The following is a 12,966-nucleotide window of genomic DNA, read 5'->3' as shown; positions in this document are numbered from 1 at the left end:
CTCCCAGGGGCATCAACCATGCGACGCTGAGGGCCTGCTACATGGGAAACAAGATCGTCTAGCCGGACGTGTCACGCAGGTCCCGAGACTGATCTGTCACCGACGTCCTGAGACCCGACATCGCCGGCAGTCCTGTGTCCTGCGCCGGTTCATGGTTGACACTGCGGCCTCGGTTGACGTTTGACACCCGGTCGGCTTGGTGCTCGTTGCGCCTGTAACTCAGGCGGGAGGAGCACCGGGTGGGACTCGCGGAGTTGAGCGTCATGGAACAGCGGTTTCACGCCGTCATGGAGTGCCTGGGTGGGACTCCGAAGACGGAGGTCGCCGCCCGGTATGGAGTGTCGCGGCAGACGATTCACAACTGGCTGGCCCGGTATGCCGCCGAGGGCGTCAGGGGCTTGGAGGACCGATCTCACCGTCCGCATGTCTGCCCGCACCGGGTTGACCCGTCGACGGAGGCGTTGGTGTGTGAGCTGCGTCGGGATCATCCTCGGTGGGGTCCGCGTCGGCTGCGGTTCGAGGCAGGGCGTCGGGGTGTGACTCCTGCGCCAGCTCGGGCGACGGTGTATCGGATCCTTCGCCGGAACAACCTGGTTCCGGCGGTGCCGCGGAAGCGTCGGCGGGAGGACTATCGGCGGTGGGAACGTCCGGAGCCGATGGAGCTGTGGCAGATGGACATCGTCGGAGGGGTCCTGCTCGCTGACGGCACGGAGGCAAAGGTGGTCACGGGGCTGGATGACCACTCTCGTTACTGCGTGATCGCTACCGTTGTTCGTCGGGCCACCGTCCGGGCGGTCTGCGCCGCGTTCGCCGCCGCGCTGACCCGGTTCGGGGTGCCGGGTGAGGTGCTGACCGACAACGGCAAACAGTTCACCGGCCGGTTCACCAAGCCCCGCCCTGGTGAGGTGCTGTTCGAGCGGATCTGCCGGGAGAACGGCATCGTCGCCCGCAACACCAAACCCCGCTCCCCAACCACCACCGGCAAGGTCGAACGGTTCCACCAGAGCCTGCAGGGCGAGGGCCTGGACGGACGGGTGTTCGCCACCATCGAGCAGGCGCAAGCCGCGGTGGACGTGTTCGTCGCCGAATACAACTACGACCGGCCGCACCAGGGCATCGACGACGAGTATCCCGCCGACCGATTCCACCGACCCACCCCTGCCCGGAACCGTTCCGGAACAGAGGCCCTGCCGCTGCGCCTGCCGTCCGGGCTGCTGCCCACCGCACCACCGGCCCCGAGAACGCCACCCGTCGTCGAGGTCGACGCCGGATCGGTGACCGTGTCCACCGGCCGTTCCCAGCCGGTGCAACTCGTTCGGGTCGTGCCACCGTCGGGCAACCTGACCGTCGCTCAACAACAGGTGTGGCTCGGCCCCGCCCTCGCCGGCACCCCGGTCACTATCTGGGTCGACACCGACCGGCTGCACGTCCTGACCGCCGACGGCACCCGCATCAAGTCCAGCCCCTCCCGGCTGTCCCAACGCGACCTCGCCCGGCTCCTGGCCGACGGCGGCACTCCCGCCGGACCGCCCCCACTACCTCAGGTCGAACAGCAGACCACCGCCGTCAAGGTCGACCGGGTCGTCAACGCCTGCGGCGGGATCAGCATCGCTGGCCGGCAGATCAGCGTCGGCATGCCACTGGCCGGCCAACGGGTCCGGGTCCGCCTCGACGGCACCCTCCTGCACGTCATCGACGAGACCGGGCAGCTGCGCCGCACCCTGCGCTGCCCCTTGCCGCCCACCGCCTGCGGCCGCATCCGCGACGCCCGACCCGCCTCCCCGATCCCACCACCGGCCACCACGCCCACCGTCGAACGGGTCGTATCGGTCAACGGCAGCATCCAAGTCGCCGGGCAACGCATCCAGGTCGGCGTCGTGCACGCCCGCAAGCTTGTCGCCGTTGCCTTGGACGAGCACACCGTCACCGTCTACGACGCCGACACTCCAATCAAAGCCGTCCCCCGACGCAGCACCACCGACCTGAACCGCACCAAGGCGCACCACCGCATCAGCACCACTGGCTGAACCTTGAGCCTGAGGCTAGGCGGTGAACCACCCAACAGCCGGGGCACCGCGATAATCCGGCCGGCTCGCCCACACCTGGCCCCACGCTCTCTCCTGTGTCGAGTCCAAGCGTCCGTGGCGGGATGCCTCAGCGTATGCGCCCAACTGACGGTGCAGCGCTGACGCGGCCTCGACGCCCGCGGCCCTGATCTCATGCAGGACATAGCGCCGGGGGCGATGGCCCAGTGGATAGACCCCCGCAAACCAGAACTCCCGCCCATCCCACCGGGCCAGCCCGTCGATCGCTCCGTCGTAGAAGTCGTCGCACCACAGAATCTCGACGCCGGACAGCTCGACCAGACTGGCCAACACCGACTCCTCGTGCATCATAAAATATTCGTCGGGTTCCTCAGGCACGCGGAACACGCTAGCCCTTCCGCCTCACGCGGGTGACCAGCCCTACCATCGGCCGTAGGCAGTAGACCTAATCGATCACGACCTGGCGTCAAGGATCCTCCGACGCCGGTCCGTCAAACATCATCCGAGACCAGGCATTGCCGGCAGCACTATTGTCGTGTCCCGGCTGACGCCTTACATCTGCGTCCCACCAGATGCTTGACATGATCGACATTCGGTTTCTCATGCCAGGTGGTGCAGTGGCATATCCGCCGCCCCGGTTCGGCGCTGATCAGAGACGATCCCCGCGTGAGGGCTTCGGGCGCAGCGACTCCACCCACATGTTCGGACGGTCGTCGAAGTGGTCGCGCAGCCGGTCCTCGATGTGCTCGGGGCTCCAGATGGCTTCCCGTTCGAGGCCCTCGCAGTCCTCGACTGTGGCTGGCCGTTCGCTGAAGTACACCGAGGGAGGGTGCGATCGGGAGGCGATGCTCAACGCTCCACTGAACATGTCCTGCCGGAACTTGACGTCCAGGCGCTGCCGCTCCCGCTTCAGGAGCGGGACCGTTTCGAGCAGGACCCAGCGGCCGTTGCGTTGGAGACATCGGTCTGTCACCCAGGTCGTGAACGCGACCGGTTTCGCCACCAGTTCCAGAAGGTCAGCAGCCTGCCCAGTGGCGTCGACGTGGTCGTAGAACTCCGCGTTGATCGACCACAGTTGCCGACCGTAGGCCCACCGACCGTCGCCCAGGTCGATCCGCACTACTCGCCCAGGCGCGCGATTCTTTCGCGCCTTCCGGATCACTCGCTGTTCCAACGACGGCTGCTCCACACCGCGGATCGTCTCAGACCGCCCCCTGGGTCTTCCGACGTCCCACCGCAACAGCTCGACGCCTCCCAGCGCCCTGGAAGGCTTGAGGCGAGCCGTTGCTGCACTTCGCTGCTTTACAAGATCAGAAATGGCCATCCGGAAGGTTCCGAATGGCCTCTGACCTGCGTCGGGACGGCCGGATTTCGAACCGACGACTCCTTGACCCCCAGGCAACCATCACGACGCCCTGACCTGCGGCTGCTGTCCGCTGCGCTGGGCCAGATCGTCCGCCAGTGTCCACTCGCGTCCAGCGTTGTGCTTCTCGATCGTCACTCAGCTAGTCACTCGGAAAGGTGCCCGTGGCGCGGTTCCCGCATGGCGTCGAGCCCGCTCCGTCGTGTCTCGGAACGGTGACCCTACATGAGGGTGACTCGACGGAGTGCAGCCGACAAGATTGCCCGGCGACGGGCAACATCCATTGGGACGTCGAGGCGTGCGATACGACAGGCTGCGCCCGTTGTCCGTCGGGACCGACGTGGAGCCACTGGACGTCTTCGGTGTGAGCGGGCGATCACCCGGCGATGAGCTGCGCGAGTAGCAGCGCCGAACTGCCCGAACGGATCATCAGCGTCCATGGGCGTCCGGCCGCGGTCGCGTCCGTTGTCACCCAGTTGGTCACTCAACCCGGCCGTCAAACGTCGAAGCGGAACTTAGACCGGCCGATTCGCGCAGCAGGGCGGGCAGGTCGCCAAGGGTAGCGAACGCGCGTCCGCCCCAGCTCGGGTCGGTGTCGTTGTGCTCAGTGGTACGAAGCGCTGTCATACCGACCGCTGCCGCGCCGGCCAACTCGCCGTCTGCGCCGTCACCGACGAAGACGCACTCGGCCGGCGCGACGCCCAACCGCTCAGCGGCATTGCGGTAGATCGCCGGGTTCGGCTTGGCCAGCCCGACTTCGCAGGAGAAGACCGCGACGTCGAAGCAGCGGGCAAGCGGACTCTGCGGCCATGCCTCGGCGGTCTCCGAGGTGGCGTTGCTGATGAGGGCTAGCGGGCGCCCGTCACCGCGCAGCGCGTCGAGCACGTCCAGAGTGGCGGTCGAGACAGTGCCCAGCACCCGGCGCGCGAGGGCTCGTCGATGTCCACCGGCCCGTATCACCTGTTCGTCGGTTGGCCTGCCGCCAAGGCGTGCGGCGAGAATGCGGACGGTCTCCTCCACGTCCCACCGGACCAGCCGGTCACGCCACGTGGCGTGGTACGCAGCGACCAGCGCGGCCGGAGCCACCCCGACTATGAGCGCCATCTCGCCAACTACCCGGTCACGCTCGCCATCAGCGCCGTGAACCAGGGTGTGAAAGAGGTCGAAGATCACTGGCCGAGACACGTGCGCATCCTACTGAGATCGGTCAGACGGCCTACTGACAGCGGTCGAGTATCGCCAGCGCGCACCGCCCAACCAGCGGCATGAGCAATGCCGGCGAGGACAGTGCGTCAGGCAGCCAGGATCCGGGTGAAGAACGCCAGGCTGCCGCGGATCAGCGGCTCCAGCGGCACTCCGCCGAAACAATGGTCGGCGCCCGGCACCACCGACAGCTCGACCTCGGCCCCCACCGCGGTCAATGCCGCGGCAAGCTCCTCGCTCTGCCCGACCGGTACGATCACGTCCTGGTCGCCGTGGATCAGCAGCATGGGTGGGGCCTGGTCGGTGACGTAGGTGATCGGACTGGCTACCCGGCCCAGCCCCGGGTTGTCGGCCAACGGGGCGCCGATCAGAAGGGACTCGGGCGAGTCCGCCGCGTCGTGGTCGATCGTTCCGGACGGGTGTGCCTGCGACTGCATGGTCAACAGGTTCGATGGCGCGTACCAGCAGACCGCCGCCCGGACGTCACTGTCGTCCTGGTCGTTCCCCGTCAGCGCGACCATCGAGGCCAGGTGTCCACCGGCCGACTCGCCCCACACCCCGATCCGCTCGCGGTCCACGCCCACCTGGTCGCCGTGTCGGCGCAGCCATCGCACCGCCGCCTTGACGTCGTCGAGTTGAGCGGGAAAGTGCGCCTCGCCGCTGAGTCGGTACTGCGCGGAGGCGACCGCGAACCCGGCACGGATGGCGGCGGTGAACGGGTCCGCCTCCATGAGCCAGTCCGCCGGTTGCTTGGGCGAGCCGAACAGCCACGCGCCACCGTGGATCCACACCAGAACCGGGACGGGTCGGGGTGCCTCCACCGGCACGACAAGATCCAAGGTCAGTGGGCGGAAGCCCGGCACCTCGTTGACGATGATGTCACGGTGCTCGATCCGGTCGCTCCAGCGCTTGGATGCCGCATCGGTCATCGGGCCATCCTCGCATCGACGTCGACCGGGCGGACCGGACGCGGACCTGCCTATTTGATCACCCCTTTCCCTGCGCGGCGGCGGGGCGGGCCCGGACGTGCAGCCGCTCCCCCTGCCGTCCGAAGAGGCTGAGGCCTCGGCGGTGCCGGGGGCCGGAGTTGACGAAGCGGCGGACCGTCCCTGGGATGCGCCGGGCGGGCGTCCGTCGGACAGCGACCGCATTGATACCTTGGGTCACGAAGGGCGTGCCGCTGCGGCTGCCCTTCGATGGGCTTCGGCCTGCGCCGTGCCGGCGCGCGGAGGTCCGCTCCGGCTTCGGTGACCGCAGGTCACCGGTGTCCGAGTTGGTGTGAGCCTTGACGTCGTCCGCCGCGGCATTCGCGGCCCAGGAGCGGGCCGAGATGAGAAGGATGGAGCAGTACATGATCGTTCCCCAGGGGTTCCGCGCGGTGGTCGCGAACGCCGGGCTCAAGGAGGACGAGGACGACTTCACCGCCCTGGTCTCCGAGGTGCCCGCGGTCAGCGCCGCGGTGTTCACCCGCTCCCGGTTCGCCGGCCCCAGCGTCGTACTCAGCCGTTCGGCGGCGTCGACGTCGTCCGCCCGCGGCGTCGTGGTGCTCTCCCGCAACGCGAACGTGGCCACCGGCAAGGAAGGGCTGGAGAACGCCCGCGAGGTTCGGTCCACAGTGGCTCGCGCCGCCGGGCTGGACGACGAAGAGCTGCTCATCGCGTCGACCGGGGTGATCGGGAAGCAGTATCCGATGCCGAGGGTGCGACAGCGCCTGGCCGAGCTTCGGTGGCCCTTTCCGCCTGCCGATTTCGACCGGGTCGCACGGGCGATCATGACCACCGACACCACACCCAAGGTAGTGCGGGTCAGCTGCGGAGCGGCAAGCATCGTCGGCGTCGCGAAGGGCGTTGGCATGATCGAACCGAACATGGCGACCCTGTTGACGTTCTTCTGTACAGACGCCCGCATCGAGCCGGTCGACCTGGACCGGGTGTTCCGGTCGGTCATCGCTCGCACCTTCAACGCGGTCAGCATCGACACCGACACCTCCACCAGCGACACCGCGGCGGTCTTCGCCAACGGTCTCGCCGGGCCCGTCGATCTCGACGAGTTCGAACAGGCGTTGCACACCGTCGCACTGGACCTGGTGCGGATGGTTGCCCGCGACGGCGAGGGCGCCAGCAAGCTCATCGAGGTCCGGGTCAGCGGTGCCCGGGACGGCGAGCAGGCCAAGCGGGTGGGCAAGGCCGTCGTCAACTCGCCGCTGGTGAAGACAGCCGTGCACGGCGCGGACCCGAACTGGGGCCGGGTCGCCATGGCGATCGGCAAGTGCGAGGACGACGAAGACATCGACCAGCAACGGGTACGGATCGGCTTCGGCGGTATCGAGGTCTATCCGACACAGGCCACCGAGGAGACCCTGGTTCGGCTGCGGCGCCACCTCGAAGGCGACGACGTGGTGATCGAGGTCGACCTGGGAATCGGCGCCGGCGCCTTCACCGTGTACGGGTGCGACCTGACCGACGGATACATCCGGATCAACGCTGACTACACCACCTGAGCGACGACGCACCCGGGCTATGGCTGCTTGTCGGGTCTGGCCGGGCGGGCGCGGACGTGCAACCGCTCCCCCTGCGGCCCGAAGAGACTGAGGGCTTCGGCGGTGCCGGGCCCGGGGTTGAAGAAGAGGTGCGGGATGCGGGTGTCGAACTCGGCCACCTCCCCCGGGGTCAGCGTCAGATCACGGTCACCCAGCAGCAGGCGTAGCCGGCCGGAGAGCACGTAGAGCCACTCGTACCCCTCGTGGGCCTGCGGGATTCGGCCCCCGGCGGACGGGTCCGGCGGGAAGATCTGCTTGAACGCCTGGACACCGCCCGGTCGGCGGGTCAGCGGCAGGTACGTCACGCCGTGGATGACTATCGGTTTGGGGCGTACCCGGGGGTCGCCGGTGGCGGGGGCGTCGACCAGTTCGTCCAGCGCCACCTGGTAGGCCCTCGCCAGCGGAAGCAGTAACTCCAGGGTGGGGCGACGACTACCGGACTCCAGCCGGGAGAGGGTGCTCACCGAGATGCCGGTCAGGTCGGCGAGCTGGGTCAGCGTGGTCCCGCGTTGGTGACGCAGGGCACGCAGCCGGGGGCCGACGGCCGCCAGCGCGGCGCTGTCCTCGTTTGCCATAACGGCAAGGATAGTTGCCACCCCGCCGACGGCGACGGATGGTGGGCGCAGCCGACAGAGCAAGAGGGAGATACCGGTGGACGAGACATACGACGTGGTGGTGGTGGGTGGCGGCGCCGCAGGGCTCAGCGGAGCCCTGGCGCTGAGCCGGGCCCGACGGTCGGTGCTGGTGATCGACTCCGGTGAGCCGCGCAACGCGCCGGCCGACCGGGTGCACAACTACCTGGGCCGGGAGGGGACGCCGCCGGGCGAGCTGCTCGCGATCGGACGGGCCGAGGTGGCCGGGTACGGCGGGCAGTTCCGCACCGGGCGGGTGCAGGCCGCGACCCGGGACGACGACGGGTTCCGGCTGAGCGTTGACGGCGGGGATTCGGTGCGGGCCCGGCGGCTGCTGGTGACCACCGGTCTGACCGACGAACTGCCCGACGTGCCCGGCCTGGCCGAGCGGTGGGGTCGCGACGTGCTGCACTGCCCGTACTGCCACGGCTGGGAGGTTCGGGACCGCCGGATCGGCATCCTGGCGACCAGCCCGCTGAGCGTGCACCAGGCCGAGATGTGGCGACAGTGGAGCTCCAGCGTGCTGCTCCTCCTGCACGACGCCCCGGCACCCGACGCGGAGGCCGCCGAGCGGCTCGCCGCCCGCAGCATCGCTGTGGTGCCCGGCCCGATCGCCGCCGTGGAGGTGACCGACGACGCGCTGACCGGCGTACGGCTCGCCGACGGCCGGGTGGTGGCGCTCGACGCGATAGTGGTGGGGACGCGACTGACGCCCCGCTCCGATGTGCTGGTGGGGCTCGGTCTGGCCCCGGAGGAGGTGATGATGGGCGAGCACGTCATCGGCGCCCAGATCCCCGCCGACGCCACCGGCGCGACCACCGTCCCGGGTGTCTGGGTGGCGGGCAACGTGGCCGACATCCGCGCTCAGGTGATCACCTCCGCCGGGGCCGGCCTGGCCGCCGCGGCGGCGATCAACGCCGATCTCATCGCCGAGGACACCCGCGACGCGGTGGCCGCGTACCGGCAGTTGGTGGCCACGACGTTCGAGGAACCGGCGTGGGAGGAGCGCTACCAGTCCCGGCCGTCGGTCTGGAGTGGCCGGCCGAACGCGCAGCTGGTCGCCGAGGTCACCGACCTGGCCCCGGGGCGCGCGCTGGACGTGGGCAGCGGCGAGGGCGGCGACGCGGTGTGGTTGGCCGAGCGCGGCTGGCAGGTGACGGCGGTGGACATCTCCAGCACGGCGTTGAGCCGGGCCGCCGCCCACGCCGAGGCCGCCGGCGTGGGCGACCGGATCGAGTTCACCCACGCCGACCTGCGGGACAAGCCGCCCACCGAGGAGGCGTACGACCTGGTGTCCGCGCAGTTCATGCACCTGCCCCCGGCGCAGCGGAAGGAGTTGTTCGGCCGGCTGGCCGCGGCGGTGGCACCGGGCGGTGTCCTGCTGATCGTCGGGCACCACCCGTCGGATCTGTGGGGGTCGGCGCACCGGATGCACATGCCGGACATGATGTACACCGCTCAGGACGTGGCCGCCGATCTGGAGCCGGCCCACTGGGAGGTGCTGGCGGCGGAGGAACGCTCCCGCCTCGTCACCAACCAGAACGGCGAGGACATCACCCACCACGACGCCGTCCTGGTCGCCCGCCGACGCTGACCTCGCGCCGAGGTGACCTGCGTCGATCATGGAGTTGTGGTGGATGACAAAGGTGGTGGAGCACCATCTTTCCGGCACCATGAGTCCATGATCGGCGCGGGAACGGGGGAACGCGGGGCGGCAACGTGAGAGGTGGTGGGGCAGGACTTCGCATGAGGTCCGCTCGGCGGTAGCGTTGCGCCACACTGACGGCCCGTGGGGCAGGCGACAGCCGACCCTGACGCCCCGATCGTACGGAGGATGGTGCATGTCCATCGGCGCTGAGCCGCACGCAGCACGCGACGATGCGGCCTCCCGGCCGAGCTTCGAGCTCGCCCTGCGCGGATACGACAAACGCCAGGTGGACCGGCACCTGGAGCAGCTCGACGGCCAGATAGCGATGCTGAGCGGAGAGCACGGGCGCTCCGCCGTCCGCGTCCGTGAACTGACCGCCGAGGTGCAGCGGCTGCGCGCCGAACTGGCCGAGCTTCAGGAGCAACCCGTGCAGGTGGACCGCGCTTCGTTCCACGATCTGGGCCCGATGGTCGGCGAGATCATGGCGCTCGCCGAAAAGCAGGCCGGCATCATCACCGAGTCGGCCACCGACCGGGCCAACGAGCTGCGCAGCGAGTCCGAGCGGATCCTCGCCGACACCCGTGAGCGGGCCGCGCAGGCACGTCAGGATCTGGCCGAGGAGCTGGCCGCCCGGCGGACCGAGCAGGAGCAGGCGCACGAGGAACGGCGCACCCACGCCGAAGCCGAACTGACAGCGATCCGCGAGCACGCCGAGCAGTTGCGGGCCGACGGTGAGGCCGCGCACGAACGCGCCCAGCACGAAGCCAAGCGGATCACCGAGCAGAGCGCGCAGCAGCTCAACCAGACCCGGGTGGCCGCCGACGCGCTGATGAAGTCGGCCCGTACCCAGATCCAGCAGGAACTCCAGTCGACCCGCTCCAAGCACCAGCAGGAGATGGCCCAGTGGCAGGCCACAGTGGAGCGGGAAGTCAACGAACGGCGTACCGCCGCCGAGCAGGACATCGCCGAACAGCAGGCCGCCGCCGAGCAGGAGCTGGCCGAGGAGCGCAGCGCGACCGAGCAGCAGATCGCCGCGCTGCTGGCCGAGGCGCAGCAGCACGTGACCGAGCTGCGCAACCGCGCCGACGAGCAGGCCGCCAGCCATCAGCAGCAACTCGCCGCCCTGCAGAAGGAGCTTGAGGAGCGCCGGCAGGAGGCCGCCGACCTGAACGCCGAGCTGGACACCGGCCGCCAGCAGCTCGCCGAGATCCGCCAGGAGGGCGAGACGCTGGAGAACGAGCTGTCCCGAATGCAGCAGCGACTCAGTGAGGTCCGTCGGGACCTGACCGCCGAGAGTGCCCGGTTGGACGAGGCCCGGCGTGCCGGGGACTCCGCCGAGCGGCACGCCAAGGAGGTCCGCGCCCGCGTACAGCGGGAGGCGAAGCGGGTGGCCGACCTGGCCGCCGCCGCGGTCATGGCCGCGGCAGCCGGCGGTACGGAGACCGCTGAGTACCCGATGGTGGGTTCCCGCTCCAGCGCTGACCGGCCCGCCCCGGAGCGGGTAGGCGTCGAGCGGCTCACCGTCGACCGCGTCGGCGTCGACCGGTACCCCGTCGAGCGCCCCGCCGTGGACGACGCGGACGCCGATCGCGCCGCCGTCGACCGCGCCCCGCTCAACGCCGCGCCTGCCGACCGGAGCCCGGTCCAGAACGGCTACGCCGACCTCACCCCGGTAGGACAGGCCACTGGCGACCGGTCCCCGGCGGAGCAGGCGAACGACGAGCATGCGGACGCACCGGCGGTGGCGGACGAGCCGACGACGTCCGAACCCACGGTGGCCCGAGAAGTTGGCGCCGACGACGCCGAGCGAACCTTCCCTCGGCACATCGGCACTGACGCACCGACACCCGTGCCGTTCCTGGCCTTCGGGCAGCCGGTCAGCGAGAACGGCGCCGCCCGGCACTGACCTCAGCCGCGGTCGCTTCCACACCCCGCCCCGCCGATCTTGCAGTTTCGGTCGCCGGGATGCGCGGAATGCCCCCTACGTCGCGACAGTAAGTGCAAGATCGCGGCATGGGGGCGGCCCGGGCGATTCTGCGCGGAACCGGGTCGCCGTGACTGGTTGAGCTGGCAGGCTGGGCTGGCCGCCGCGTACCAGCGGTGGCCGCCGGCCTGGCCGGTGACCGAGAGGAGCGCCCGGTGACCGACCAACCGGAGGAGTTCGACCTGCTCGTCGTCGGTGGCGGCAAGGCCGGCAAGACGTTGAGCATGGACGTCGCCCGATCCGGGCAGCGGGTCGCCATGGTCGAGCGAGGCATGATCGGCGGCAGCTGCATCAACGTCGCGTGCATCCCGACGAAGGCGCTGGTGACCAGCGCGCGGGCCGCCCGCCAGCTGCGGGACGCGTCGGCGCTCGGCCTGACGGTGGAGGGCGGCCGGGTCGACATCGACCTGTTGCGCGCGCACAAGCAGGACGTGGTCGAGGGGATGGTCGCCGCCAATCGGCAGCAGTTCCTCGACTCCGGCCTGCACCTGGTGATCGGCGAGGCCCAGTTCGTCGGGCCTCGAACCGTACGGGTGGCACTCGCCGACGGCGGCGAGCGACTGCTGTGTGGCAGCGACGTGGTGATCAACACGGGCACCCGCCCCCATCTGCCGTCGGTGCCCGGGATGGCCGAGGCCGGGGTGCTCACCAGCGACGAGTTGCTACACCTGGACCGGCTGCCGGCCCGGCTGGTGGTGCTCGGCGGCGGCACCGTCGGGGTGGAGTTCGCGCAGATGTTCGCGCTGTTCGGCAGCGCTGTGACACTGGTGGAGGGTGGTCCACGGCTGCTCACCCGCGAGGACCCCGACGTCAGCGACGCGGTGATGCGCGTCTTCCTCGATGACGGCATCGACGTACGGGTGGGTGTCGCCGTCGCGCGGGTCGACCGGGAGGCCGACGGCTCGCTCCGGGTGACGCTGGACGACGGCAGCGTGGTGATCGGGGACGACGTGCTGGTGGCGGCCGGGCGGGAACCGGTCACCGACGGGCTCGGCCTGGACGTGGCCGGCGTACGGCTCAGCGAGCGGGGCTTCGTGGAGGTCGACGAGCACCTGCGCACCAGCGCCGAGCGCACCTGGGCGGCCGGGGACGTCGCCGGCAGCCCGCAGTTCACCCACGTCTCGCTGGACGACTACCGGATCATCCGGGCGAACCTCGCGGGTGGCCAGCGCAGCACCGCCGACCGGCTGATCCCGTACACCGTCTTCACCACCCCGGAGCTGGCGCGGATCGGGCTGACCGAAACCGAGGCGCGCCGCGCCGGGTACGACATCCAGGTCGCCCATCTGCCGGTCGCCGCCATCCCCCGGGCACGCACCCTGCGCCAGACCCAGGGCATGTGGAAGGCGGTCATCGACACCAGTACCGACCGGATACTCGGCGCGGCGCTGCTCGGCGCTGAGGCCGGTGAGGTGATCACCTCGGTGCAGCTGGCTATGCTCGCCGGGATGCCGTGGACCGCCCTGCGGGACGCGATCATCACCCACCCGACCATGACCGAGGGTCTCAACCTGCTCTTCGCCTCGCTGAAGTCCAGCCCGGTCCGCTGAGC

Annotated in this window: 11 protein-coding genes; 5 read left to right on the top strand and 6 right to left on the bottom strand. The window is 70.0% G+C overall.

What is annotated here, in order from left to right; all coding sequences use genetic code 11:
• Nucleotides 1-263 precede the first annotated feature (263 nt).
• On the top strand, nt 264-2,027 hold the full coding sequence (locus AB0C20_RS08465) for an IS481 family transposase (RefSeq protein WP_357180721.1): 1,764 nt from the start codon (nt 264-266) through the stop codon (nt 2,025-2,027).
• A gap of 15 nt (nt 2,028-2,042) precedes the next feature.
• Here AB0C20_RS08465 and AB0C20_RS08460 read toward each other — a convergent pair whose 3' ends face one another.
• The 5 genes from AB0C20_RS08460 to AB0C20_RS08440 all read right to left on the bottom strand — a co-directional run bounded on the left by AB0C20_RS08460 (nt 2,043) and on the right by AB0C20_RS08440 (nt 5,964).
• A complete protein-coding gene (locus tag AB0C20_RS08460) occupies nt 2,043-2,423 on the bottom strand; it encodes a hypothetical protein (RefSeq protein WP_357180536.1) in 381 nt (126 codons plus the stop codon).
• Between the two features lie 271 nt (nt 2,424-2,694).
• Nucleotides 2,695-3,165 (bottom strand): Imm26 family immunity protein, encoded by a 471-nt coding sequence (locus AB0C20_RS08455; protein WP_357180534.1) that lies wholly within the window; start codon nt 3,163-3,165, stop codon nt 2,695-2,697.
• 723 nt (nt 3,166-3,888) lie between these two features.
• The gene (locus tag AB0C20_RS08450; protein ID WP_357180531.1) at nt 3,889-4,593 is read right to left on the bottom strand and encodes an HAD family hydrolase; all 705 of its coding nucleotides are present in this window, start codon (nt 4,591-4,593) and stop codon (nt 3,889-3,891) included.
• A 107-nt stretch (nt 4,594-4,700) separates the two neighbouring features.
• A complete protein-coding gene (locus AB0C20_RS08445) occupies nt 4,701-5,540 on the bottom strand; it encodes an alpha/beta hydrolase (protein WP_357180528.1) in 840 nt (279 codons plus the stop codon).
• Between the two features lie 58 nt (nt 5,541-5,598).
• Entirely contained in the window at nt 5,599-5,964 is a 366-nt protein-coding gene (locus AB0C20_RS08440; protein WP_357567645.1) for a hypothetical protein, read from the bottom strand.
• Here AB0C20_RS08440 and argJ point away from each other — a divergent pair.
• Nucleotides 5,963-7,111 carry a bifunctional glutamate N-acetyltransferase/amino-acid acetyltransferase ArgJ gene (gene argJ, locus AB0C20_RS08435; protein WP_357567644.1) on the top strand — a complete coding sequence of 383 codons (1,149 nt, stop codon included), beginning with the start codon at nt 5,963-5,965 and terminating at the stop codon, nt 7,109-7,111. The genes AB0C20_RS08440 and argJ overlap by 2 nt on opposite strands.
• Before the next feature lie 17 nt (nt 7,112-7,128).
• Here argJ and AB0C20_RS08430 read toward each other — a convergent pair whose 3' ends face one another.
• Nucleotides 7,129-7,725 carry a helix-turn-helix domain-containing protein gene (locus AB0C20_RS08430; protein ID WP_357180522.1) on the bottom strand — a complete coding sequence of 199 codons (597 nt, stop codon included), beginning with the start codon at nt 7,723-7,725 and terminating at the stop codon, nt 7,129-7,131.
• Between the two features lie 76 nt (nt 7,726-7,801).
• Between AB0C20_RS08430 and AB0C20_RS08425 the strand changes: the two genes are divergently transcribed.
• The 3 genes from AB0C20_RS08425 to AB0C20_RS08415 all read left to right on the top strand — a co-directional run bounded on the left by AB0C20_RS08425 (nt 7,802) and on the right by AB0C20_RS08415 (nt 12,964).
• Nucleotides 7,802-9,376: a bifunctional NAD(P)/FAD-dependent oxidoreductase/class I SAM-dependent methyltransferase gene (locus AB0C20_RS08425; protein WP_357567643.1), complete on the top strand. Its 1,575-nt coding sequence runs from the start codon at nt 7,802-7,804 to the stop codon at nt 9,374-9,376.
• A gap of 247 nt (nt 9,377-9,623) precedes the next feature.
• Complete coding sequence (locus AB0C20_RS08420; protein WP_357180516.1) at nt 9,624-11,336, top strand: hypothetical protein; 1,713 nt, start codon at nt 9,624-9,626, stop codon at nt 11,334-11,336.
• Between the two features lie 233 nt (nt 11,337-11,569).
• The gene (locus tag AB0C20_RS08415; RefSeq protein WP_357180513.1) at nt 11,570-12,964 is read left to right on the top strand and encodes an FAD-dependent oxidoreductase; all 1,395 of its coding nucleotides are present in this window, start codon (nt 11,570-11,572) and stop codon (nt 12,962-12,964) included.
• Nucleotides 12,965-12,966: the final 2 nt, after the last annotated feature.

This window comes from Micromonospora sp. NPDC048843, from assembly GCF_040649965.1.
GTDB classification, from domain to species: Bacteria; Actinomycetota; Actinomycetes; order Mycobacteriales; family Micromonosporaceae; genus Micromonospora; species Micromonospora hortensis.
This window is presented reverse-complemented; position numbering and strand designations above follow the sequence as displayed.